Annotated in this window: 22 protein-coding genes; 9 read left to right on the forward strand and 13 right to left on the reverse strand. The window is 38.5% G+C overall.

The genetic code is table 11. The features are described from left to right. The first annotated feature begins 23 nt into the window (after positions 1-23). Positions 24-1,421 carry a PLP-dependent aminotransferase family protein gene (locus EXE09_RS09250; protein ID WP_130117074.1) on the forward strand — a complete coding sequence of 466 codons (1,398 nt, stop codon included), beginning with the start codon at positions 24-26 and terminating at the stop codon, positions 1,419-1,421. Between the two features lie 130 nt (positions 1,422-1,551). After that, entirely contained in the window at positions 1,552-1,710 is a 159-nt protein-coding gene (locus EXE09_RS18795; RefSeq protein WP_165382049.1) for a hypothetical protein, read from the forward strand. 76 nt (positions 1,711-1,786) lie between these two features. Here EXE09_RS18795 and EXE09_RS09255 read toward each other — a convergent pair whose 3' ends face one another. The 9 genes from EXE09_RS09255 to EXE09_RS09295 form a co-directional block, all read right to left on the reverse strand. Continuing rightward, positions 1,787-2,575: a fatty acid desaturase family protein gene (locus EXE09_RS09255; RefSeq protein WP_087552048.1), complete on the reverse strand. Its 789-nt coding sequence runs from the start codon at positions 2,573-2,575 to the stop codon at positions 1,787-1,789. A gap of 153 nt (positions 2,576-2,728) precedes the next feature. After that, positions 2,729-3,502, reverse strand: coding sequence for a Rossmann-like and DUF2520 domain-containing protein (locus tag EXE09_RS09260; RefSeq protein WP_130117075.1), 774 nt, complete (start codon positions 3,500-3,502; stop codon positions 2,729-2,731). 141 nt (positions 3,503-3,643) lie between these two features. After that, positions 3,644-4,672 (reverse strand): DUF1311 domain-containing protein, encoded by a 1,029-nt coding sequence (locus EXE09_RS09265; protein WP_130117076.1) that lies wholly within the window; start codon positions 4,670-4,672, stop codon positions 3,644-3,646. 125 nt (positions 4,673-4,797) lie between these two features. Next, the gene (locus EXE09_RS09270) at positions 4,798-6,447 is read right to left on the reverse strand and encodes an OmpA family protein (protein ID WP_130117077.1); all 1,650 of its coding nucleotides are present in this window, start codon (positions 6,445-6,447) and stop codon (positions 4,798-4,800) included. A 215-nt stretch (positions 6,448-6,662) separates the two neighbouring features. Continuing rightward, positions 6,663-7,907 carry a dihydroorotase gene (locus tag EXE09_RS09275; protein WP_130117078.1) on the reverse strand — a complete coding sequence of 415 codons (1,245 nt, stop codon included), beginning with the start codon at positions 7,905-7,907 and terminating at the stop codon, positions 6,663-6,665. 16 nt (positions 7,908-7,923) lie between these two features. Then, entirely contained in the window at positions 7,924-8,940 is a 1,017-nt protein-coding gene (locus EXE09_RS09280) for an aspartate carbamoyltransferase catalytic subunit (RefSeq protein WP_130117079.1), read from the reverse strand. A gap of 240 nt (positions 8,941-9,180) precedes the next feature. Further along, the gene (locus EXE09_RS09285) at positions 9,181-9,537 is read right to left on the reverse strand and encodes a hypothetical protein (protein WP_130117123.1); all 357 of its coding nucleotides are present in this window, start codon (positions 9,535-9,537) and stop codon (positions 9,181-9,183) included. Positions 9,538-9,674: 137 nt separating this feature from the next. Next, positions 9,675-9,992 (reverse strand): hypothetical protein, encoded by a 318-nt coding sequence (locus tag EXE09_RS09290; RefSeq protein ID WP_130117080.1) that lies wholly within the window; start codon positions 9,990-9,992, stop codon positions 9,675-9,677. Between the two features lie 64 nt (positions 9,993-10,056). Further along, positions 10,057-10,668, reverse strand: coding sequence for a LysE family translocator (locus EXE09_RS09295; protein ID WP_130117081.1), 612 nt, complete (start codon positions 10,666-10,668; stop codon positions 10,057-10,059). Positions 10,669-10,870: 202 nt separating this feature from the next. On the opposite strand from EXE09_RS09295, the gene rlmKL reads away from it, so the two are divergent. Beyond that, positions 10,871-13,075 carry a bifunctional 23S rRNA (guanine(2069)-N(7))-methyltransferase RlmK/23S rRNA (guanine(2445)-N(2))-methyltransferase RlmL gene (gene rlmKL / locus EXE09_RS09300; RefSeq protein ID WP_068974217.1) on the forward strand — a complete coding sequence of 735 codons (2,205 nt, stop codon included), beginning with the start codon at positions 10,871-10,873 and terminating at the stop codon, positions 13,073-13,075. Between the two features lie 17 nt (positions 13,076-13,092). Here rlmKL and EXE09_RS09305 read toward each other — a convergent pair whose 3' ends face one another. From EXE09_RS09305 to epsC, 3 genes are all read right to left on the reverse strand, one after another. Beyond that, a complete protein-coding gene (locus tag EXE09_RS09305; RefSeq protein WP_068974218.1) occupies positions 13,093-13,560 on the reverse strand; it encodes a hypothetical protein in 468 nt (155 codons plus the stop codon). Positions 13,561-13,773: 213 nt separating this feature from the next. Then, complete coding sequence (gene clpB / locus EXE09_RS09310; RefSeq protein ID WP_087550925.1) at positions 13,774-16,353, reverse strand: ATP-dependent chaperone ClpB; 2,580 nt, start codon at positions 16,351-16,353, stop codon at positions 13,774-13,776. 356 nt (positions 16,354-16,709) lie between these two features. After that, positions 16,710-17,618, reverse strand: coding sequence for a serine O-acetyltransferase EpsC (gene epsC / locus EXE09_RS09315; RefSeq protein WP_130117082.1), 909 nt, complete (start codon positions 17,616-17,618; stop codon positions 16,710-16,712). Positions 17,619-18,298: 680 nt separating this feature from the next. Here epsC and EXE09_RS09320 point away from each other — a divergent pair. The 4 genes from EXE09_RS09320 (at position 18,299) to EXE09_RS09335 (ending at position 22,853) form a co-directional block, all read left to right on the forward strand. Beyond that, positions 18,299-18,787, forward strand: coding sequence for a rhodanese-like domain-containing protein (locus EXE09_RS09320; protein ID WP_130117083.1), 489 nt, complete (start codon positions 18,299-18,301; stop codon positions 18,785-18,787). 164 nt (positions 18,788-18,951) lie between these two features. Continuing rightward, the gene (locus EXE09_RS09325) at positions 18,952-19,884 is read left to right on the forward strand and encodes a family 2A encapsulin nanocompartment shell protein (protein ID WP_068974224.1); all 933 of its coding nucleotides are present in this window, start codon (positions 18,952-18,954) and stop codon (positions 19,882-19,884) included. Next, the gene (locus tag EXE09_RS09330; RefSeq protein WP_130117084.1) at positions 19,859-21,808 is read left to right on the forward strand and encodes a family 2A encapsulin nanocompartment cargo protein cysteine desulfurase; all 1,950 of its coding nucleotides are present in this window, start codon (positions 19,859-19,861) and stop codon (positions 21,806-21,808) included. The genes EXE09_RS09325 and EXE09_RS09330 overlap by 26 nt, the downstream gene beginning before the upstream one ends. A gap of 244 nt (positions 21,809-22,052) precedes the next feature. Then, positions 22,053-22,853, forward strand: a complete 801-nt coding sequence (locus tag EXE09_RS09335; protein WP_130117085.1) for a M23 family metallopeptidase — start codon at positions 22,053-22,055, stop codon at positions 22,851-22,853. A 183-nt stretch (positions 22,854-23,036) separates the two neighbouring features. Here the strand turns inward: EXE09_RS09335 and EXE09_RS09340 are convergent, their stop codons facing one another. Beyond that, positions 23,037-23,459 (reverse strand): OsmC family protein, encoded by a 423-nt coding sequence (locus EXE09_RS09340; protein ID WP_130117086.1) that lies wholly within the window; start codon positions 23,457-23,459, stop codon positions 23,037-23,039. A gap of 151 nt (positions 23,460-23,610) precedes the next feature. On the opposite strand from EXE09_RS09340, the gene crp reads away from it, so the two are divergent. Continuing rightward, positions 23,611-24,321 carry a cAMP-activated global transcriptional regulator CRP gene (crp, locus tag EXE09_RS09345; protein WP_068974228.1) on the forward strand — a complete coding sequence of 237 codons (711 nt, stop codon included), beginning with the start codon at positions 23,611-23,613 and terminating at the stop codon, positions 24,319-24,321. Between the two features lie 315 nt (positions 24,322-24,636). Then, complete coding sequence (locus EXE09_RS09350; protein WP_130117087.1) at positions 24,637-25,686, forward strand: NADP(H)-dependent aldo-keto reductase; 1,050 nt, start codon at positions 24,637-24,639, stop codon at positions 25,684-25,686. Positions 25,687-25,873 lie beyond the last annotated feature (187 nt).

The following is a 25,873-nucleotide window of genomic DNA, read 5'->3' on the forward strand; positions in this document are numbered from 1 at the left end:
CAGATCATCCTTTTGAAGTATTTATGTATAAATCTGAACAGTTAGCACATAGCTTAAAACTCTTGATTGAAAATGGAACATGGAAAGCCAATCAAAAGCTCCCATCCTTACGTCAGCAGGTTGAACAATCAGGTTTAAGCTTAATCACTGTGATGAATGCCTATCAGGAACTGGAAGCACAGGGCTTGATTTATTCAAAAGAAAAATCAGGTTATTTTGTTGCAGCACAACAAGCAAAAGAAACTGTACATGCCATCAATGAAAAAATTGAAATTAACTCGATTGTTTTTAAATATTTAAAATCTATCCAATCTGAACATATTATTCCTTTAGGTTCTGCTTTTCCCAACAGTCAACTGCTCTACTCCGCAAAACTGATTCAAACCCTTGGGCAGTTGGCACGACAAAGACGCAGCTATGAGCAGACACCAAGTCTTCCACCTGGGAATTATGAATTAAGAAAAATCATCGCTCAAAAATATGCCATGCAAGGAATTCCGACAGATCCTTCCGATATTGTGATCACTTCGGGCGGTTTAGATGCCCTAAATCTATCGCTACAAGCACTGACCCATGCTGGCGATTATATTTTACTACAGCAGACTATTTTTTACGGCGCATGGCAGGCAGCCGAGCGCTTAAGCTTAAAAGTAATTACGATTCCTGAGCATCCTGTGCATGGAATAGACCTCGATGCTTTTGAACAAGCCATTCTAAAATATCCCATCAAAGTTTGCATGTTGATGCTGAATAGTCAAAATCCGATTGGGTTTACGGTATCCGATGAAGTTAAACTAGAACTTGCCAAGCTATTGAATAAACACCAGATTTATCTCATTGAAGATGATGTTTATGAAGAATTACATTATGATCAGAAAAAACCTTTGTCGATGAAATATTTTGATCAACAGAATTGGGTACTACATTGCTCATCATTTTCAAAAACTTTAGGTGCTGGTTTTCGAATTGGCTGGGTTTATGCAGGAAAATTTTCGGAGCATATTCAACATAGTCAACTCATGAGTACCTTGTCAGTCAATTCTTTTATTCAAAATGCTTTGGTTGAATATCTCTCACATCGACATTATGAAAAGCACTTAAAAACACTTCGTTCAACCTTACAACGATTTAAAAAACAATATTTTAATTATCTCAAAAATCACTTACCAGACTCATGTCAAATTCATTATTATCCCTCTGGATATTTTCTATGGATTGAATTACCTGAACAGGTGAATAGTAATGTCATTTACCACACCATGCTTGAACATGGCGTAAGTATTACACCAAGCCATCTATTTAATATTACTGATCAAAATCATCATTTCATCCGTATTAATTGCTCATTTGAAATTAATGAGCGTATTCAAAATGCCTTGAATTTATTGGTAGAAATTATACAAAATCAAATGAATGGATAATATTCAATGCTATAACAGATGTCTCAATATATGCCCCATCTGTTATAGTTTTTTTTAATTTTTTTGTATCTACTGCCTTACATCATCTCACTAGATAATCGATTCATATTAAGCAGAAAGAGATTTTGCGATGAATGATGATCAACGCCCTAAAAAGCCACAATATGCAGACAGCTCTATTTCAGATAAAGCCTTTAAGCGCATGATTCTCTGGTTTTTTATTTATTGTGCCTTGTTCTGTATTGGTGTGATCGTGACCATTGGTTGGGATCACGCTGCACTTAATTAAGTCATTGAAATTTCATTTAAATCTAGACCTGATTCTCTCCCAAACTTCAGGTTTAGATTCTTTTTAAATTCGTAAATCAAAATACTTCACGAATTTCAACACTAGGATCATATTGATCTAAGCGCTTTGCCAAAATATGCAGATGTCGTGTAGGAACAGCAGGAAATAAGTGATGTTCAACATGATAAAACATATTATAAGTTACAACGCGCTTAAGCTCATGGCGAACCGTTCTCGCCATATAAATATGATCTTCAGTATCATGATGAACCGTCCAAACTGCAAAAAAAGCGGTCATACATTGCCCAATCAACATGGCTATTACGTGATATTTAAGCAATGTAATGTCTAAAACGACAAAGATCGTGATCAATACCAAAAAATTGGCAAATAACTCAGCAATCATCCACTTTTTTTGCGTATTTGTACCGACTTGAAATGCTTTTCGATGTAATAAAATTGGAAAAAAAGGACCAAAGAGCAAAGCTTGCCACCACTTCATTCGGGCACTTTTGGCTTCTACATCTTCATCTTGCATACAGTGCTGATGGTGGCGTAAATGGTTAATTTGTACTGCATGCATTGAACCGAGCATAAGTATACTGAGAATAAACATTGCCCAATGTGTGCTTTGTTTACTAATCCCTAGTGCAAAATGAAATGCATTATGAACTTGTCTTAGACCTGTCAAAAAGAACATAAATGAACAAAATAATGCAGGAATATACCATGCTGAATAAGCAAAATAAAATGATGCGACGAGCCAAGGTAAAGAAATCAGCAATTCAGAATAAATTGCTTTTTTATCCAATTGAACTAAATCTTTCCAAGCGACTTCTTTTAATAATCGTTGTTGAATATTCATTTGTACTATAATTATTTTTTGATTTAGATCAATATATAAACATCTAAAACAAGATACAAGCCATTTAAACATCTTGTATCTTAAAATTTAAAAAACAACCAAATACTGACGATTTAAAATAGATTTTACTGCTACATAAAACTACATTACAAATCAATGCTGTCCTGTTTGAATCCCCTGACTCAGCATGTGATAGATTTTTTTCAAATCCTCTCGCTCATCAGCTTCAAGCATTTTTTCATGCATATTTAAAATATTCAAATCACCACGTATCGCAGGTCCTGTTTGCATAGCTCGCGGGTCATTCTGTGTTGCCTTGTTGGCAGTTTCCAAGATCAAAGGATAGAGCAAACTAAAATCAACTTGTTTCGAATCGACCACCTGCTTTGCCATGTCATAACAATAATTACTAAAATTACAGGCAAAAACTGCTGCCAAATGTAAACTTAAACGCTGTTCAGATGAATATTGATATACACGTTTACTTAGGCTATTTGCCAATTGAGTTAAAATATCTTGATCATCTGTAAATGCAGCTTCGACAAATAATGGTGTATTTCCCCAAGCAATTTCACGTTCCACACTGAACGTCTGCAAAGGATAAAACACACCTGACTTTGCATGATATTGAGTCAACACATCCAAGCGGGTACTGCCAGAAGTATGTACGATCAGTACTTTTTCCAAATAACGACCTACAGCTTGAATGACTTGCGAAATAGCTTGATCACTCACTGCGATGATCAACAGATCAATATCAGCTACTAATTTTTGATCGTTTACAATTGCTTCCGCATTTACCAACTGCGCAAGTTTTTCAGCATGCGCAATATTTCGGCTGAATATCTGGACAATTTGATGCTGTTTAGATAATACTTTCGCCAAATGTGTCGCCACACGACCTGAACCAATAAAACTGATACGCATATAAAATCTGATCTCTTCAATAGAACCACAGCATGCCAAGAAAAAAGGGATGAATCAATTCATCCCTTTCCAAATCTACATTCATTTAGAACATCAACTGAATACATAATCTTTCAGATGGTCATAAATCAATGAATGACCTCAATTGATCGAATTGTTTAAATAAATAATTCGTTCAGCCGTACGCTGATTAAAACACTTGGTATATTGCATGTCTTGATTCTGTTGTTGCATTGCATCATCCCAATAAGCATACTGCCGTTGATAGGTTTCACGCTCACTTTCAGCAATATCACCTACTGACTTTTGTGAAATCACCTTACAATCGACATCACGCTTTTCAAACCAATCCGCTTGATCTTGTTTTTGCTGAACTCTTTGTTCTTCACTCAAACGATCCCAAGTTTGATTTAAACGCTCGACTTGTTTCGCATTTTCCTCATCCAATTCTTTTTTACGAATATCCATTGCTTTTTTTGCAAGTTGAGTTTGTGCTGCATTTTCTGTAGCACTCACTTCCGCCTGTTCATTCATTTTTTTATTTTGTTCCATATAAGCAGCATATTGGACAGCTTTGACTGTTACAGTCGTCACTCCTTCAATAACCGCATCTTGGTTTAACACATCCAATGATAAACCATCTTGATCTGTTTTAACCACATTATAGTTAAACTTACCTTTTAACTGATCATTGTTTAATATCAGCTTTGATTCACCTGACTCAATCAACTCACGTAAACTGCCATAGCCTTCTTCACATTCTTCACACTGTTGCTTATATTCTTGATAAGCATTTTCAGCACGTTGTTGTAAACCTTTCGGAAATTGCACCACCAACTGACTCTCACATTCTAATTGGTTGGTTTTATTAGGGTCGGCAGTAACAGTACGCACAGACTTAATTTCAAATTTAAGACCATTATTAATTTTCTGTAAGAGAGCTTGGTCTGCTTCATAATGTGAATCATTTAAGCGATTTGAGACTTCATTTAAATACTCATTTTTTAAATAATCTTGTATCTGTTTTAGATTTTCTGGATTGGTACAACTCCGCTCAGAAAGACTTGCATTGCTTGCTTCTTTTTTATTTTTAAAATAATCACATCCACTCAACATCAGCGTACTTGAAACAGCTGTAATAATGAATAATGGGGTTAATAATTTTTTCATTGTTTATCCAATCGTATTTTTATGCCTGCTATTTAAGCAAATTTTAGTTTTATTTTCGAGCAAAAAATAAAAGCTTCTCAGAAGAAGCTTTTATCAGTATGGTTAAATTAAATTAATAGGCTCAATTACGGCGTAGTTGCACCAGCTACTTCAAACTCAATACGACGGTTTTTAAATTGACCTTCTTTGGTTGAGTTATCCGCAATTGGATTGTCCTGACCATGCCCTTCAGCAGTTAATTGACCTGCACTAGCACCTTTCTCAACTAAATATGCCACAACTGATTTTGCACGCTTCTCAGAAAGTGCTTTGTTCGAATCAGGATTACCCACATTATCCGTAAATCCTTTCACCACCAGTTTTGCATCTGGCAGTTGTTTTAACAGTCCAGCAGCTTTATCTAAAATTGCTTTATTGGCATCAGGAATACCTGCAGAACCTGTAGCAAAGTTAATCACCTGTAAATTCAACGCTGATGCAATATCATTTACATTGGCTTTATCTGCTTGAATGCTTGAAAGTGCGGCGTCAGCTTGAGAGTTACTCGCATCGACATTTGTCGTTGCATCACCAGTATTTGCAGTGCCAGCATCCGTTGACTGACTTGCTGAAACTTGTAAATTAGGCACTAAACCTTTAAGTTCATCCGCGAGTTTCTGCGCTTGTGCAAGATCTGGAGATTGGATGGTCAATTGATTTCCAATCCACGCCAATGAGACATTTGGTAGACCTTTGATTTTTGCTAAAACTTGATCGATCGCATTTTGATCAGGTAAATCTGCCGCATACGCAGGGTTTGCTGTCGCTTGTAAAGCATCAGCATTGCCAAAAACTGTTCCAATAGATGCTTTCAATTTATCAAGTAAGCTTTGGCTACTTGAAGATGCTGTTACCGTTGCTAAATTACCTTGCGCATCAGTTGTAAGATTAAGTTCCGCTGCCTGTAAGTCCGCGACAGCTTGTGAAGCCCCCTCAGCAACAGCACCACCTGCTACTGGTGGTTTAGAACTACATTGTTTAAACAACAATGCAGCAATTGCAGCAAGTACCAGTAATGCAATAATCGGAAGAAGCCAATTCGATTTCTTTTCAGCCTCATTCACCACTTCATGTGCTTTATTTTGCACAGTCGATGCAGCTGAAGAAATGCTTTCTGATGACTTGTTTATTATGTTTTCGCCTGCATCGTGAATTTTTGAAGCTGTTTCAGTGACAGTTTCTTTTACTGATGCACCAACATTTCCAAGCGACTCACCTACATTTCCTAATTTATCACCAACACCGCCTAGAGCCCCACCTAGTGCACCTCCAACATTTCCAAGTGTTCCACCTAAACCTAGACCAGCAACACTTAGACCTAAAGTTGTAAATAAACCCGTAGCCCAAGCAGGTAAAGATCCTTGAATATTGTCCCATTGCGCTTTGATGAGATCAAATATACCTTGTTTATCATCTGTACCTGCTTGATCTGCGAGCAAGGATAATGTTGGTGCAATAGAATGGTTCAAAGTTGTTTCAATTTCTTGTGCAGGTGCATCACCACCCACAAGCCCAAGAAAATGATTCACTGTTTCAGGGTTATGACTAAATATATCACCTAGACGTGGATTTAAATTTTGCTGTAGTGTCGTAATCAATTCAGGCTTTGATTTTAATACCGTCAGTAAAATTGGATAGAAAGCACTCAGTGCGCCAATTTTTTCATTTTGAAATTGATCACCACTTTGTAGAACTTTAGCTGTTACTTGTTGTTTTAAAAGCTCAATAATATTCATAATTCTGGACACTCCTATTTCGTTGTTGTATGAGTCACATTAGAATCAGTTATTGATCACTTTTCATTCTATTATTAATTTTTGATTTTTATAATAGTTTTTTGTAGCTGAACTTTTCATTTCAATATGAATTAATCATAAATCTAGAATTTCTACATAATCATAAAACAAAAAAAGCCAGCCGAAGCTGACTTTCTTACTCAATTTTTAAGGGTTTAAGCAGCAAAAGTATGGATCACTTTACCCGTCATTGTATGATTAATTAACGGCGTATTTTTACCTTGAGAAATGATACTGTCTTTACTTACAGTCCATTCCAAATCTGGATCAACCAATACCCAACCAAACTCTTTTTCCCATCGTTGTGTCATATTGGCAACACGTGCAGGTGCAAGCGTGACTTTCTCAACCCATTCTAAAGGTTCAAATAAACCTTCTTTAACCAATTGCACCCCAAAAGATACATAAGTATCGAATGCTGTAATCCCTGGTAAAGTTTCAGCAAAAGGCGCAAGTTTAGCCGAACCGCTGAGTGGCTCATGATGGGTACAGATCGCATCAATCACGCCATCTTTCACACCTTGACGTAACAATTCTTTGTCTTGTTCAGCACGTAAAGGAGGACGAACATGAGCTAGAGAATTAAAACCATCAATCAATTGCTCTGTTAAATGCAATTGATGCATCGCCACATCAGCAGTTACAGGCAAACCTTTGGCTTTGGCATTTTCAATCAATTCAACCGATGCACCACATGACAATAAGCCAAAGTGAGCACGTACACCTGTGACTTCAATCATCAACAAGTATTTGGCAATCGCAATGGTTTCAGCCAATGCAGGAATCATCGGTAAACCTTGACGAGAAGCAATGAATCCCTCATGCACGCAACCATCTTTGGCAATTTGATGCTCTTCAGGATAAAACACCACAGTCATGTCTAAACCAGCAGCATATTCTAATGTGCGTAACACGACATCATCATCTTCAAATGTGGCATAGGCATTTGAAACCGATGTACAACCGCCCTTTTTCAAACCTGCCATATTTGCTGGTTGTTTACCATTTAGACCTTGTGTTTGTGCACCGATCACTTGGAGGTGGATACCACCATCCAATTTTGCTTTTTCAACCAATCCATGAATGAGCGCGCCATTATCTTGGACAATTGGTTGCGAGTCTGGTGGTGTAAACACGTGCAAAATACCATTTTCACGTGCAGCTTTACCTTCCGATTTTAATGTTCCATGCTGTTGCTGACCTGGCTCACGTAAACGTGCACACAAATCAACCATCGTTGGCATCAACCATTTGCCTTGACCATCAATATTTTCAGTGATTTGACTTTGATCAGGTTGTGAAACAAGCAATTTACCATCTTCAAGATAAACCGTTTGAACACTGTCCGTTTTATTGATTGGGTCTAAGACACGGACATTTTCAATTTTTACAATACTCATGACTTTGTCCTCAACCTTAAACCGCAATCGCTTCTAACAAACCTTTTTCTTGCAACTGACCTTGCATTGACAATGCTAAAACCGCCATACGTACTGCAATACCATTGGTCACTTGATGCAATATCACCGATTGCTCACCATCTGCAATACTTGAATCAATTTCAACACCACGGTTCATTGGACCAGGATGCATCACGATGCAATCTGGTTTTGCCAAAGCCAAACGCTCTTTATTTAAACCGTACATTTTGTAGAATTCAGCTTGTGATGATAATGCAGGCGAATCAATACGTTCATTTTGAATACGTAAGGTAATGATCACATCACAGTCTTTGATGCCTTCGTCCATTTTATTGAACAAACGAACTCCTTCGCCATATTCATCAAAACCGTGTGGCAATAAAGTATTTGGTGCAATCACACGAATATCTTTACAACCTAAAGTTTGTAAAGCAGCAATATCAGAACGAGCAACACGTGAATGTTTAATATCACCAATGATTGCCAAGCTGATGTCTTCAAATTTTTTCTTGGTTTCACGGCGAATGGTCAACATATCCAACATCGCTTGCGTTGGATGCGCATGACGACCATCACCTGCATTGATAATCGCAACATGCGGACATACAGTTTCAGCGATAAAATGTGCTGCACCTGAAGATGAATGACGTACGACGAAAATATCCGCTGCCATTGCTTCAAGATTCCAAAGCGTATCTCTTAGCGTCTCGCCTTTAGATGTACTTGAACGAGCAATGTCAATATTCAAAACATTTGCGGATAAACGTTTTGCAGCTGCTTCAAAAGTAGTACGTGTACGCGTTGAGTTTTCAAAAAACAAATTCATCACTGTACGACCTTCTAGGAGGTTATTCGTTACAAGTTGATTTTGATCATTGATAAAAGAATGGGCTGTATCGAGAATTTTGGTGAGGGTTTGTTTAGAAAGCCCTTCGATCGTGATGAAATGTTTGAGATTTCCATCTTTATTGAGTTGAATCTGGCTCGGTGTATGCAATGCCGCCAAGTGCATGAGAGATTCCTTAGAGGTTAAGTTAACGCATTATACAGATTTTATCTTTCCAAGGCAGATGAAGTTTTCAGCACTTAAATAAAAAACTCATTATTTGTTGAATTTTAAAATAAAAATTCTTAACCGTATTTCAATAAGTTAATTTAACTCAACTTTCAATGGAGCTCTAAGATATAAAAATTGCCGAACTAAAAATATTAATCAAGGTTGCGGTTCTAAACTAAATAGAACCGCATCATCTTATCTCAATGCACCAATATAGTGATGTGAAACTTGAGCTTTATAAATTTCTTCTTCCGTTGCACCAGATTGGATGAGTTCTTCATTTTCAATTGGATATGATTCTACAGTTTCAACAATTGGTGTAGGTTGCTCTTGATCTATGAGGGACTGTAATCGCAATGCATAACGATTGAGTTCAGAATCTTTTGTCGCCAAAGACATCTCTATCACATACTGAGCATACATTTTATTTTCAACCATATACATAACATCAATCACGCGCCCAGACACACGTCTTAACCGTGTAAGGATCAAAGCCCCGATTGAAAAAGCATCCCCATGTGCAGTAAATCCGGTGTTCATTACTTGTTGCATCATCATTCCCCTCACTCATCAATTTAATATTCAATTAATTTTTAAATCAAAATAACGACCAATATGGTGAATGATTAAGCAATTTGTGTACCAATTTATATACATCATCTAGCAAAATCTATTTGAAATTCAATTCATCAAGTTTTTCTTTGAATCATGATTTGACCTACACAACGAGAGCCTTCTAATAGGTTTAATATCACTCCCAGCTCAACTCGGCATTCATTATCATTAAATAAAAACCACATATCAGCTTCATCGGAATACTTTTCATTTAGTTTAAGTGCAATACTCCAAACAGATTTCTTTTGTTTTCGGACAATTTCCGTTGTGCAATAGTATATACCCTGTTTAGGAATATGATGTCGTCCACCATTTTCTGGTGAGAACCATTCGATTAGAACTTTAAAAACTTCAATATTTGTTTTAACAACATCCTTCTTCCTATTTATCATATTTTTTCCATCAATGCTTGTCTGTTCTATTCAGATTTATTCGACTATCTCCAATCTAAACGTATTAATGAGAAAAATGCTTCCAACACATTTCCAGCGAAATCAGAATCAGCGCCAATCCCATCAAAATATTAAAAATTCTCGCGCGATTTCCAACATTCAGAAAATTCGCTAATTTCTCACTAGCAATTCCCCAAATCCATAAGGACAAATAGCACACGACAAAGTAAATCGATACAAACAAAGCCAAAGCATAGTCAAATTTAGCCGCTGAAAATAATGCTGTTCCTGCGACTGCCGCAATCCATGCTTTAGGATTGAGCCATTGCATCAATGCGCCTTGTAAAAATGTGGGAATTTTTTCCAGATCATTGGTTTGAATTTGAATCGATTCACCCTTTGCCTTTAAAATATTCCATCCCATCCATATCAGTAAAGCTGTACCTAACACTGTAATTACATCAAGTAAAATTGGATACAATACCAAAACCTGATACAGCCCAAGACAAACAGCTATCAATAGCAGAGTAAAACCAATGGTTGCACCAGAGATAAATGCAAACGTCTTTTTAACTCCATAATTCATGCTACTACTAAGAATTGCAAGATTCACTGGGCCAGGTGAAATCGACATGGATAATGAAAATGTAAACATCGAAAGGATTAAACTGAGCATTATTTTTAAAATCTAAGTATTTTGATGAAGATTTGATTGAGACTTATTGAATATATTTCAAGCAATAATTTTGAATAACTTAAATTATCTGCAATTATTTTAAGCATTTTTGAAAAAATCGGGCTTTAAGCTTTAATCGACAAGTTTTCGTCATCAAAATACGCTAAAATACGCGATTGCTTTATTGTCTCTGGAAATTTTCATGAATTCGAAACCACGTCTTTCTACATATTGGGTCACCTGTGCGGATGGACTAGAAACCTTATTACAAGAAGAAATTCAAGGTTTAGGGATTCAAAATATTGAAAAATTTCCAGGTCGTTTAATCTTCAAAGGTAAACTTGAAGATGCTTATCGCATTTGTATGTGGTCACGCCTTGCCTCTCGTGTATTAACACCAATTCATGTCCATGAGCTTGAATTTACCCACGATGCACGTGATGTTGCTGAAGAATTGTATGAAGGCGCAATCAATTTTGATTGGTCACTGATCTTCGCTCCACAAAGCACTTTTGCTGTACGTCTACATATTGAACGCGATATTAAAGTGAACTCACAGTTTGCGACCCTTCGCGTCAAAGACGGTATTGTCGATTCATTTATGGAAGCCGTTGGTAAACGTCCAAGTATTGATATTAAACAACCTGAAATCACGATTTACGCGCTTGCAGGAAAAACAGAACATACCTATTGCCTAGATTTATCAGGCGATTCGTTGCATAAACGTGGCTATCGTCGTTATATGACCGATGCGCCAATCAAAGAGAACTTGGCGGCTGCGATTTTACAAAAAGCCAAACTTAAAGAACGCAATCCTGACATTATTCTGGATCCAATGTGTGGTTCGGGAACATTTATTATTGAATCGTTAATGATTCTCACAGATCGTGCACCAGGTTTAGTACGTCGTTTTGGCTTCAATGGCTGGAATGGTCATGACCATGATCTATGGATGTCCATCAAAGCTGAAGCCGCTGATCGTCATAAAGCAGCGTTGGAACAACCTCTTCCAAAATTCTATGCCTACGATGCAGATTGGGAAGCAGTGAAAGCGACTAAACAAAATATTATTGCTGCTGGTTTTGAATCACTGCTCGATCAAATTCAAATTGAAGAACGTACTTTGGCAGATTGGCCAGACTTCCAGGCTGAAGGAAAAACTTCATTTGTGGTGACCAATCCTCCATATGGTGAACGTCTGGGTGAAAAAGCGTCGAATCGTGCATTGTATTTAGGTCTTTCTGCACTCTTACAGAAAAATTTCCCAAATCAATATGCCGCAGTCATTGCAGCAGCAGTTGAACAAGCCGATGTTCTTGCATTTAACGATCCTCAAATTTTACGTTTGATGAATGGTAAATTACCGATTTATATTCGCTTCGGTACAATCAAACCAGCAACTGTAAGTCGCCCATTCTTGGCAGAATGGCAACCACAACAATTTGAAAAAATTGAAGGTGCTGAAGATTTTGCCAATCGTTTGCAAAAAAATATGCAGACTTTAAAGAAATGGGCAGTGAAAGAAAATATTTATTGTCTACGTCTTTATGATGCAGACATGCCTGATTTTAACGTTGCTATTGATTTGTATGGCGATCGTTTACACGTTCAAGAATATGCACCACCAAAAACCATTGATCCTGAAAAAGCTAAAAAGCGTTTCAATCTCGCTTTGGCTGTGATTCGCGCAGTAACAGGTTTAGGTCGTGATGCGATCTTTATCAAAACCCGTGCTCGCCAGGAAGGTAAAACACAATATACCAAACAAAGCACGGCTTCTAAGCGTTTTATCGTTCAGGAAGGCAAAGCAAAAATTTTGGTCAATTTGACCGATTATCTGGATACAGGTTTGTTCCTGGATCATCGTCAAATGCGTCTGCGTATTGCTGCTGAAGCAAAAGGTAAACACTTCTTAAACCTGTACAGCTACACGTCTACAGCAAGTTTACATGCAGCACTAGGTGGCGCAGCAAGTACCACCAGTGTCGACCTATCCAATACCTATTTGAATTGGTCCAAAGAAAACTTTGTGCTGAATGGTTTGACGGTTGATCACCCTGATGAACAACATCAATTCTTCTCAAGCGATTGTTTTGAATGGTTAAAAGAAGGTCATGAACAATATGACATGATCTTTATTGACCCACCAACATTCTCCAACTCTAAAAAGTTCTACGGAACATTTGATGTACAACGTGATCATATCTCGTTATTAAAACGTGCCATGAACCGTTTAACCACAGACGGAACTTTGTATTTCTCAAATAACTACCGTGGATTTGAGATGGATGAAGAAATTGAAGCCATGTTTGATGTGCAAGAGATCACCAATGAAACCATTGGTTTAGATTTTAAACGCAATCAAAAAATTCACCGTGCATGGAAAATTAAGCACTTCCCTGTGTAATTTCCATAGACGACAATTTATTTTACAAAACCAACACCATCGACTTCGTGACCAGGCCAAAAGGTCACCGAGTCGGCTGTTGTAATTCGTACATCATGACGCTGATATGGATTATAGCGAACGTCGATCAATCTATACTTTTGGATAGGCTGTAAGTATTTATCATCTGGCTTATTAGGATCAGGATCTTTTTTCTGCCATTCAAAGTCCGTTAAAACTGTTGTATACACCAAATCTTTTTTTGCCTCATCAGCACTCTGCTGTGCAGCTTTTCCATGTAACTGATTCTGTTCATCTACTGATTGTTGTGCATCCTGTTTCACAGCCTGAATCACAATGGGTGCTAACTTAATCACCCCCACAGATTGCTCTGCAAGACTTTGATCATCCAATTTATTTGCAATGACATTTGTCGCACTAAAGGTCACCAACAAAGTACCCATTATTTTCAAATAATTAGATTTATTCTTACCCATGATCTTCATGATCGACCTTCCATTTTTTATTATTCCTGTTTAAAAATTAACAATTTTCAACATGTGTTGCAATCAATGTTTAACAAACCCGATAACAGGTAAAATTTGGTTTAATCCAACTAAATAATGATTCACTTAAACTGGCATATTTTCTCCAAACAATAAAAAACCTGACCGAAGCCAGGTTTTTTATTTTATTACTTAGTTTTAAATCAGTTCAAATTAACTCAATTTCAGTTTCCCAAAATCAAGATGGCCATCTTCAGCACTGATTAAAACTGTATCGCCCGCAGTAAAATCACCTGCTAGGATACGTTGCGCCAAAGTATTTTCAACCTGTTGCTGGATCGCACGTTTCAATGGACGCGCACCATATACAGGATCAAAACCAGCATCAATCAGGATATCAAAAGCCTGATCATCCACTTTCAATCCAATGTCACGTTCAGCTAAGCGAGAACGTAAACGATCCAATTGAATATCGGCAATGCCACGGATCTGCGATTTTTTCAATGAGTGGAATACGACTAACTCATCAATACGGTTGATAAATTCAGGACGGAAATGTTGCGATACCGCACCCATCACCACCGCACGAACTTCTTCATCCGTTGCACCATCGCCAAGCTCTCGAACATCGCTTGAACCTAAGTTCGACGTCATCACAATCACAGTATTTTTAAAGTCAATCAAACGACCTTGCGAATCCGTCAAGCGACCATCATCCAATACCTGTAAAAGAATATTGAATACATCAGGATGTGCTTTCTCTACTTCGTCAAACAATACAATACTGTATGGTTTACGGCGGACTGCTTCAGTCAGCACACCGCCTTCTTCATAGCCGACATAACCTGGAGGCGCACCGACCAGACGACTAACCGAGTGTTTTTCCATAAATTCAGACATATCAATACGAATAATCGCATCATCACTGTCGAATAAGAAATTACCCAAGGCTTTGGTCAATTCAGTTTTACCCACACCTGTTGGTCCAAGGAATAAGAATGAACCACTTGGACGGTTCGGGTCAGATAATCCCGCACGAGAACGGCGCACTGCATTGGATACTGCAACCACAGCTTCATCCTGACCAACCACACGGTTATGTAAGAATTCTTCCATGTGAAGAAGTTTCTCACGTTCACCTTGCAACATTTTCGAGACAGGAATCCCTGTTGCAGCACTCACCACTTCAGCAATTTCATTTTCAGTGACTTTGGTCCGAATCAGTTTCGGTTCTTCATTGGTTTCCGCAACTTCTTCTTCATTCAAGCGTTTTTGCAATTCTGGAATTACGCCATATTGCAAACGGCTTGCTTCAGCCAGATCACCTTCACGTTGCGCTTTTTCAAAGGCTGTACGTGCTTTATCCAACTCAACCTGTGCTTGGTTTGTACCATCAACTAAGCGTTTTTCCGCAATCCACACTTCTTCAAGATCGCTGTACTCTTTTTGAACTTCTTGAATCTGTTTTTCGAGATGTTCAACTTCAGCTTTCGATACAGAATCCGCATCTTTTTTCACCGCTTCCAGCTGCATTTTCAACTGAATTAAGCGACGGTCTAAACGGTCTAATGGCTCAGGTTTCGAGTCAATTTCCATTTTTATCCGTGATGCAGCTTCATCAATCAAATCAATCGCTTTATCGGGCAACTGGCGATCTGTGATGTAACGATGTGACATTTTCGCTGCAGCGATAATCGCTGAGTCAAGAATCTGTACACCGTGATGGGTCGCATATTTGTCTTTTAAACCACGTAAAATCGCAATGGTGTCTTCCACACTTGGTTCATCGACCAAAACTTTCTGGAAACGACGTTCAAGTGCCGCATCTTTTTCAATGAACTGACGATATTCATCTAAAGTGGTCGCACCGACACAGCGCAATTCACCACGTGCCAGTGCAGGTTTGAGCATATTACCCGCATCCATTGCACCATCGCCTTTACCTGCACCGACGAGTGTATGTAACTCGTCAATGAACAGGATGATTTCACCATCGTATTTGGCTAAGTCTTTCAGAACTGCTTTTAGACGTTCTTCGAACTCACCACGGTATTTTGCACCGGCAAGTAAAGAACCTAAATCAAGTGAAAGAACACGTTTTCCTTTCAGGCTTTCAGGCACTTCACCATTGACAATACGCTGTGCTAAACCTTCAACAATCGCAGTTTTACCCACACCCGGCTCACCAATCAACACAGGGTTGTTTTTGGTACGGCGTGATAAGACTTGAATGGTACGGCGAATTTCTTCATCACGACCAATCACAGGGTCAAGCTTGCCTGACAATGCTCGCTCAGTCAGGTCAACGGTATATTTATTTAACGAATCACGTTGATCTTCATGATTATTCGCCATCACTTGCTCACCACCTCGTATATTTTCAATTGCTTTGCGCAGTTTGTCTGTCGTCACACCTACGCTTGTGAATAATGTTTTGGTCGCACCTGTTTCAGCGAGTGCCAAAATCACCCAATCAGTCGATAAAAACTCATCGCCTGCCTTTTGTGCATAACTGTCTGCTAAGTTAAGCGCACGAACCGCTTCAGGATTAAGGTTAATATCCCCTGTAGGCGTACCGATTTTTGGTGCATCGTTGATTGCCTTTTGCAGCTTCGTTTTCAGCTCAGGAAGGTTTGCACCTGACTGTTGCAATAAACTCAGGTTCGATGGCTCTTCCAATAAAGCGGAAAGAATGTGAATACCCTCAATCGCGGTATTATCATTCCCCATCGCTAAAGATTGGGCATCAGATAAGGCTTGCTGTAGGCGGTTGGTAAATTTTTCAAATCGCATTCTTGTTATTCCTCACAACAAATTTTGTACTTGAATAATAAATGGGAACGCTTAGTCGGATTTCAATAGACAAATTAAATTATTTTATATATTTTTCAAAAACTTACTATTTTAGTCAGAATAGATTTCAGTATTAATATCTGTGCTGATTCAACTTTTTTCAAGTCAGTACTTTAGAAAAATATATGTTTTGAAATGTCCTTATATTATTGATCAACTTAGCATTTAGACTAAGCCTTATTGGACAATTTTAGAATCTGAAAAATGTTAATATTCATTAAAAGTGAATTTATAAAAGGCTGAACAAATATTGCAATTTGATCAGCCTCACTCATTCATCTAAAATTTATATACAACTACACCTGTGACTTGGTTGCAGAACTTTGCGACACCGCACTATTGGCAGGTACACTTTGGGTAATCCACACATTTCCACCAATAATCGCACCTTGCCCAATGGTGATACGACCTAAAATCGTTGCCCCTGCATAGATCACCACATTGTCTTCCACAATCGGATGACGTGCATATTCCTTTTGTAAACGCCCCTCACCATCGACCTCAAAACGTTTTGCGCCCAAGGTGACTGCTTGATAAATACGGACATTCTTACCAATCACACAGGTTTCACCGATCACCACACCCGTGCCATGATCAATAAAAAAGCCCTGATCTACTTGCGCACCGGGATGAATATCAATCCCTGTTTTAGAATGCGCAATTTCAGCAATCAAACGAGCCAATAATAGCAAATCCTTTTTATAAAACTCGTGCGCAATCCGATGATAAATAATGGCGAGTATGCCCGGATAGCACAACAAAACCTCATCTACACTTCGTGCCGCAGGGTCACCCTCGTAGGCTGCAATCGCATCCGTATCTAAAATCCGTCGTAAATCAGGTAATTTTTCAGCAAATTCAGTCACTAAACTTTGTGCAAGAATATCCGCAGCTTCAGCATTTTCTTGTTGTTTTTTATATTTATAATCATAACTCAGGTTTAATCTTACCTGCTCTCGCAAAGCATATAATGTTTTCTCAAGTGTATGTGTAATATAGAAATTTTCACTTTGCTGACGCAAGTCATGCGGTCCCAAACGCATTGGAAATAAGATGCCACACAGATCATTCATGATTTTTTTTATTTCTTCTTTTGAGGGTAACTCTCGCCCACCAAAATCTTTTAGACTTTTCTGCTGTGTACGCCATTCATTACGCGCTTGCTGTAACTCAGTGACGATATTTTGAATGTTCCATTGGGTCATTGGATTGCCTGCATGAGATTTCTTTTATCATTATATGAATAAAGTATTCGGTTCAATATTCTTTATTCAAATCTTGTAGTGAATATTATTTTATTTGCCAAGTTTTAGATAAACATTGTTGATATATCTTTATCAAAATTTTGCATTTAGCCACAGTTGAAGTCGATGCAATGATTGAATCCTCCCCAACCCTCCTTTTCCAAAGGAGGGGGCTTTTCATTACTAAAAATCACTTTAGTTACAAGAAGTTCCCCTCTTTTTCAAAGATGAGTAGCTAGGCTACGCAAGAGGGGAGATTTTAGGAATTTTTCAAATAATTTTGCTTAACTGACTGGCATTACTCTTGCGCAAGCCGAAAATGTTTAAACTTTAGACTTAGAACATATTCAAAAACATATCGGGAGTCCTTTCTCTTGCGAAACGATGTTTCTCATCCTGAAAAGATGATGGAACATTCAATATTGATTCAAATCTCACTGAAAATAACTTTCGCAAGAAGTTTAATATTAGAATCATAAAACCCTCTTTCCTAAAATAAGAATAAGTAATTCAATTTTTATTCATTTTCAGAATATAAAAAATCATTATATTTAATATCAACTTCTCTAATAGATTATTTCAAATTCTGCGTAGCTTAGCTTAAAAAATGCTTTACCTAGGATTTGATTCTGGTATATCACATGAATAGTGCAACTAAAATTGAATTTCCACAATTGGATGACAACAAGATTCAGCAAATTTTTGCCGATGCCAAACAACGCGTTGAAGATCATTATCTTGAATTTACAGGTACTGTTTTACCGCATGAGGCATGGGCTTTATTTCAGGCAGGTCATGCGGTGATTGTTGATGTACGTACCAATGAAGAACGTAAATTTGTCGGCTATGTTGAAGATACTATTCACATTCCTTGGGCTACAGGAACTGCACTGAATCGTAATCCCCGCTTTGCCAAAGAACTTGAAACTAAAGTTGGTAAAGACAAAATAATTCTTCTTTTGTGCCGTAGTGGTAAGCGTTCAGCAGCTGCCGCTAATGTTGCCTTTAATGCAGGCTTTGAAAATATCTACAATATTGAACAAGGTTTTGAAGGTGATTTGGATGAAGACAATCATCGGGGCGTATTCAATGGTTGGCGTTTTCACCAATTGCCTTGGCGACAAGAATAAATCATAAGGACTGATTCAGACTCAGCTCAAACATTTTAATTTAAATCCACTTTTTTAAAGAAACTTCAAATATTCAGGAGAGGATCACTTTTGCCTTTAAAAACATAAATTCGTATTAAAACTTTAATTTCAATTACTTTTCCACATGTTTAGGATGTATGAAAATGGCTAAAAACCAAGAAGTAGCCCGCCAATCATTAAGTGATCAGGCTGCTCGTCAGCTTGCCAATGCAACAAAAACAGTTCCTCAGCTTTCAACCATTACACCTCGTTGGTTAACACATTTATTGCAATGGACACCTGTTGAAGCTGGTATTTACCGTGTCAACCAGGTCAGCAATACCGATGATATTCAAGTGGCGTGTACTCAACGTGACGAAGCGACATTGCCACAGACTTTTGTGGACTATGAACTCAATCCACGTGAATATTTTCTCAATGGTGTTTCTACAGTTTTAGACATTCATACCCGAGTTTCTGACTTATATAGTAGCCCACATGATCAGATCAAAGAACAATTACGCCTCACCATTGAAACCATTAAAGAGCGTCAGGAAAGTGAGCTGATCAATAACCCTGAATATGGTTTGTTGGCAAGTGTTGCAGACAGTCAACGCCTTTCAACATTGACAGGTGCGCCAACGCCTGACGATTTTGATGATCTTCTGCGTAAAGTGTGGAAAGAACCTGGCTTCTTCCTTGCTCATCCTGATGCAATTGCAGCATTTGGTCGTGAATGTACCCGTCGTGGTGTGCCACCACCAACCGTTAGCTTATTCGGTTCTCAGTTCATCACCTGGCGTGGTGTTCCATTAATTCCATCGAATAAAATCCCTGTGGAAGATGGTAAAACTAAAATCATCCTGTTACGTGTTGGCGAAAAACGTCAAGGTGTGGTCGGACTATTCCAACCAGGTCTTGCAGGTGAACAAGCGCCTGGCTTATCTGTACGCTTCATGGGGATTAACCGCAATGCGATTGCGTCATATCTGATCTCATTATATTGCTCTTTGGCGGTACTGACTGAAGATGCTTTGGCTGTACTTGAAGATGTGGAGGTTGATAAATACCATGACTATCCAAGCACTTACAAGTAATTCATTACCCACTGATACAGCATCTACACAAGCTGATGCACCGATCAGTGAATCTGTGCTTACGCAATTGGCAGCAGAGTTTTTCTCTGCTTTGCCAAAGCAAAACTCACAAGGTCTGAATTTGGAATTGCCTGAACATGAGACACCAGTCAATGGCATCAGCCATCCACCACAGCCAAAAGATCCGATTGTGGCATTGAATGGTCGTGTGCCTGCTGTGGTGCAACAAAGCAGCCTGAATCCAAGTGCGACACAACGATTCGCTGATCCAACCGCCGATCATCCTGAGCGTCGAATTTTATCTTCAGCGCCTGTGATTGGCGGTGCGCACAATCCTGATCCGTCTGCGTTATCGAATCGGATTCACTTGCCTTCTGCTACAACAGAAACACCAAGTGCATCTGCAATATCGCAACAAAATACGGCGCAGGGGCAATCTGCTTATTACTTTTTAGACATTCCAAAGCCTGATGCACTACAAGCAACAGTGCCAAGTGATGTATTGCGTAATCCTTTTGCTTTTGATGACTATCATGTTGTGGATGATCATCAACTCAAAGGCTTGCTCAAAGATCGTAATGACAAACCTGCGACTACTGAATTGGGCTATTATTTTGCTTCTGCGCCAAGTGTTGAGCAATCACAGTTTCAGCGTGAGCAAAATTTGCAAATCCCGACCACTGCACAAAATCATCAACCGATTGATATTTTGCAGATCCGTCGTGATTTTCCGATTTTACAGGAACGTGTTAATGGTAAACCATTAATTTGGTTGGATAATGCAGCAACCACACATAAACCTAAAGCGGTGATAGATCGAATTTCATATTTTTATGAACATGAAAATTCCAACATTCATCGTGCAGCGCATGAACTTGCGGCACGTGCAAGCGATGCTTATGAACATGCTCGTGATGTGGTGGCTCGTTTTATCGGTGCGCCCTCTGCACAAAACATTGTTTTTGTCCGTGGTACGACAGAAGGTATTAACCTGATTGCAAAATCGTGGGGTAAGCAAAATATTGGTGCAGGTGATGAAATCATTGTGTCCAATCTTGAACACCATGCCAATATTGTGCCGTGGTTCCAACTCACCAAGGAAACAGGGGCAAAATTACGTGTTATTCCTGTGGATGATACGGGACAGATCCGTATTGATGAGTTTATTAAGCTCCTTAATCCGAAAACCAAATTGGTTGCCATTACCCAAGTATCCAATGCTTTAGGAACTGTAACACCAACGCAGGAAATCATTGCTTTGGCGCATGCGGCAGGGGTACGTGTATTGATTGATGGTGCACAGTCAGTGTCACATATGCCAACCAATGTCACCGCACTTGATGCCGATTTCTTTGTCTTTTCAGGGCATAAAGTTTTCGGTCCTACGGGAATCGGTGCCGTCTATGCCAAAGCCGAATTGCTCGACAGCATGCCTGTTTGGGAAGGTGGCGGTAATATGATTCAAGACGTGACTTTTGAAAATGTGATTTATCAGCCTGCACCCAATAAATTTGAAGCAGGTACGGGAAACATCGCTGATGCAGTCGGTTTAGGTGCTGCATTGGAATATGTAGAAAGTATTGGTATTCACAATATTGCACGTTATGAACATGATCTGCTTGAGTATGGACAACACGCATTGCAAAGTGTTTCAGGCTTACGTCTTATCGGGACTGCGTTGAATAAGGCCAGTGTGATGTCCTTTACCCTTGCAGGTTATGAAACGGAAGAAGTGGGTAAAGTGCTGAATCAGTATGGTATTGCAGTGCGTACAGGACATCATTGTGCGCAACCGATCTTGCGCCGTTTTGGGGTAGAACGCACTGTGCGCCCTTCTCTTGCATTTTATAATACGACTGAGGAAATTGACCTATTGGTTTCAGTCTTGCATCAACTGCGTCGTGCCAAGCCGTATAAATCCTAATTGAACCATTGATGAATCATAAAAAAACCATCACATGCTGAATTGATTCGGCATGTGATTTTTATTTGGGAATGTATTTTACTTTGCTGAAATGCTACAAAATTTTGGCTAATGAGAAATCAACTTGTGAAATCAAAAATTTATCAATTTCAATATTGCTTAGGCTATTTTATTCACAATCTTGAACTTGAGCAAATCACAACAAACACTTCATAATGTCACAAATAGAAAATGTTGAAGATCTATGCTTTCTTTCAAAAAAATATTGATGCTTTGTGGATTAATCACCACAACGCAAGTGTTTGGCTTGCCGCAAGACTCTCGCCGTGCAGGCGGTATTGCTGTCATTCCTCTCGCGCAAAATATTACTGAGGTCAAATACAACGGACTTCCTGTCTTGGTCACGCAACCGAATTCACAACGCTATGCTGTATTTGGTATTCCATTATCTACGCCTGTAGGCACATTGGAACTACAAACCAACAGCCAACCGATTCAGATCGTAGTGAAAGATTATAAATATGCACAACAACGCTTAACGGTTAAAAATCAAGATTATGTTAATCCTAAACAAGAACAACTGGATCGTTATGCGCGTGAAGCCAAAGAGCAAAATGATATTTATACCTCATTTACAGCTGCACAATGGGCAGATTTTCCACATTTCATTCGCCCTACAGCAGGTAAATTCAGTAATTCTTTTGGGCGTAAACGCTTTTTTAATGGTGAAGAACGTGCGCCTCATTCAGGTTTAGACATTCCCGCACCTGTAGGTCAAAAAGTCGTTGCTCCTGCTTCTGGGGTCGTGGTGGGTACAGGAGATTATTTTTTTAATGGTCAGACTGTTTTGATTGATCACGGACAAGGCTTGATCAGCATGTTCTGCCATCTCAGTCAGATCAAAGTTACCAAAGGTCAAAAACTGAACCAAGGTGAAGTGTTAGGCTTAGTAGGGAAAACAGGGCGTGTTACAGGTGCACATTTACATTGGGGAATGAGTTTGAACAATGCTCGTGTTGACCCACAGTTATTTTTATCGCCTTAATTTTTTATCTCAAATAATAGGGATAATTTGAATTTTCGTTATAAAGTGAGAAATACTTACAAAAATACACATTTTGTAATAATTTATTTTTACAAATTTTGAACGTTTTGGTCATTCTCATTTTAAGTGCGATATAAAATAAAAAAGCCAATAAATTTATTGGCTTTTTTATGATTTGTATCATTATTCGGCAGCAATGATTTCATAATCATGGGTAATTTCAACCCCACCATCTGACAACATTTTGCTCGCAGAACAATACTTTTCAGCTGATAATTCAACAGCTTTAGCGACCTGCTTCTCTTTTACATCATGACCAGTAACAACAAAATGTAAGTGAATCTTTGTAAAAACAGCAGGTATTGTATCCGCACGTTCAGCTTTAAGCTGACAAACAACATCTGTCACATCTTGGCGAGATTTCTTTAATATAGTCACAATATCAAATGAAGCACAACCACCAAGTCCCATTAATATCAATTCCATAGGACGTGGGCCACGGTTTTCACCACCATATTCTGCCGAACCATCCATGACAATTTGATGTCCACTATCCGATTTTGCTTCAAAAGCAACATTCTCTAACCAATGTACGCTAGTTTGCATTGCAACTACCTAAAAAAAGCTATAAATTTACAGGGTACCTGTACACTAGCATAAAATGAGTTGATAAGGAATTTCATCTCTACTGCTTCTACGTGACGAGTTCAATTTAGGTCAAAAGATCTAGTTATTATCCAATTCGGAATTTTTAAGCATGTCTTCTAATTTTGCACAACTTAGTACAGATGCTTTGTCTCCTGGTCAATTACCTGAGTCAGTCAAAGCTTTGCTCAAAAGAGCCCACATCAATCGTTTTCCAAAACGTTCAACCATTGTTGATGCAGGTTCAGAGTCAAAATCTCTGTATTTAATTTTAAAAGGTTCAGTTTCAATTATTTTACGTGAAGATGATGAACGTGAAATCGTTGTTGCTTATTTGAACCCTGGGGATTTTTTTGGGGAAATGGGATTATTTGAGCAAAATCCTCAACGTACTGCGGAAGTAAGAACGCGTGACGTTTGTGAAATTGCTGAAATTTCTTATGACAATTTCCACGAAATCAGCAAACAATATCCAGATTTAAGCTACGCTGTTTTTGCTCAGCTTGTTCGTCGTTTAAAGAATACAACACGTAAAGTAACAGACCTTGCCTTTATTGACGTTTCTGGTCGTATTGCGCGTTGTTTGATTGACCTTTCTGCACAGCCTGAAGCGATGATTCTCCCAAATGGGCGTCAAATTCGCATCACACGCCAAGAAATCGGTCGTATCGTGGGTTGTTCACGTGAAATGGTCGGTCGTGTTCTTAAAACGCTTGAAGAACAAGGCATGATTGAAACTGATGGTAAAGCTATTCTAATTTTTGATGCTTCTTTAGAAGAGTCTAAATTCTCTGAAGACGATGCAGATCAAGATGATGAATAAAGTTATTGATGCTGATATGAGTGCTTAGTTTCCGAATAAAATTTATTTCGAACTGATAAATATTAATATTCTCATAAAGCCTAAATAATATTTTAAAAGCAAACTTTCGAGTTTGCTTTTTTTACGCCCTGTTTTTATTTGGCTACGCTTTCTTCTAAATGCGTATTGGCACTGTTATCACTATTTGAGATTTTTATATCTTTTATTTCTAATATGAACATTTTTTACATACACTTCTTCACATAATTTTAGGTTATGATCTATTAAATATGATAAATATTTTTGAAATAGTTCTAGTATTTTCAAGGAAATAGAATGAAATTAAATCGTTTAGGTCGTTCCGAACTTGTTGTCCCTGAAATTTGCCTGGGTACGATGACTTTTGGTGAACAAAATAATCAGCAACAGGCATTTGAGCAACTGACTTATGCACTGGATAAAAATTTGAATTTCTGGGATACAGCAGAAATGTACCCTGTTCCCCCAAAGCCTGAAACTCAAGGTTCAACTGAAACGATTATTGGAAATTGGATCGCGCAAAATGGACAACGTGATCAACTCATTCTTGCAACAAAAATAGCAGGACCTGCCCAAGGTGGTAGTCAAATCCGCAATGGTCAGACGAAATTTAATGCTTCTGACATTCCCGCAGCGATTGATAGCTCTTTAAAGCGCTTACAGACGGATTACATCGACTTATACCAATTGCACTGGCCTCAACGCCCTGCCAACTTCTTTGGCCCCCTTGGATATGGCAATGAGCTTGCTAATACTGATCAGGATATCACCCCACTTGCTGAAACTTTAGAAGCACTTTCATTAGAGGTCAAAAAGGGACGTATCCGCCATATTGGCTTATCCAATGAAACCCCATGGGGAACCTTAAAATTTCTACATTTAGCCGAGCAATTGGGTCTAGAAAAGGTGGTCAGCGTGCAAAACCCATATAGCTTACTCAATCGTACCTATGAGATTGGTATGGCTGAGATTGCCAAATATGAAGGCGTAGGACTACTCGCATACTCACCTTTGGCTTTTGGTTACTTAACTGGAAAATATCGTCACGGAGCACGTCCTGCAGATGGGCGAATTACCCTGTATTCACGCTTTAGCCGCTATAGCAATCCGCAAAGTGACTGGGCAACTGAACAATATGCTTTAGTGGCAGAAAAGCATGGTTTAAGCCTCACACAACTTGCACTAGCTTTTATTAAACAGCAATTTTTTGTAAGTAGCACCATCATCGGAGCAACAACATTAACTCAACTTAAAGAAAATGTTCAGGCTTTTGATGTTGATTTATCTAACGAAATTCTAATTGAAATTGAAGCTATTCATAAACAACAGCCTAATCCCGCTCCCTAAAAGACAATTAAAGCATAGCTTTAATTGTCTTTTAGAAAACGCACCGTAGTTACTGAGCTTTGATACACTTAAAAAATGCACCTTAATTTCGATGCTTCGATGGACGTAAAAAAACTCCAATCACTCATTTTTAAGCATTAAAAAAGGATGCAAAAGCATCCTTTTCTTGATTTAGCTCAATCAATAA

The sequence above is a fragment of the Acinetobacter sp. WCHAc060025 genome, assembly GCF_004209355.1.
Lineage (GTDB): Bacteria > Pseudomonadota > Gammaproteobacteria > Pseudomonadales > Moraxellaceae > Acinetobacter > Acinetobacter wuhouensis.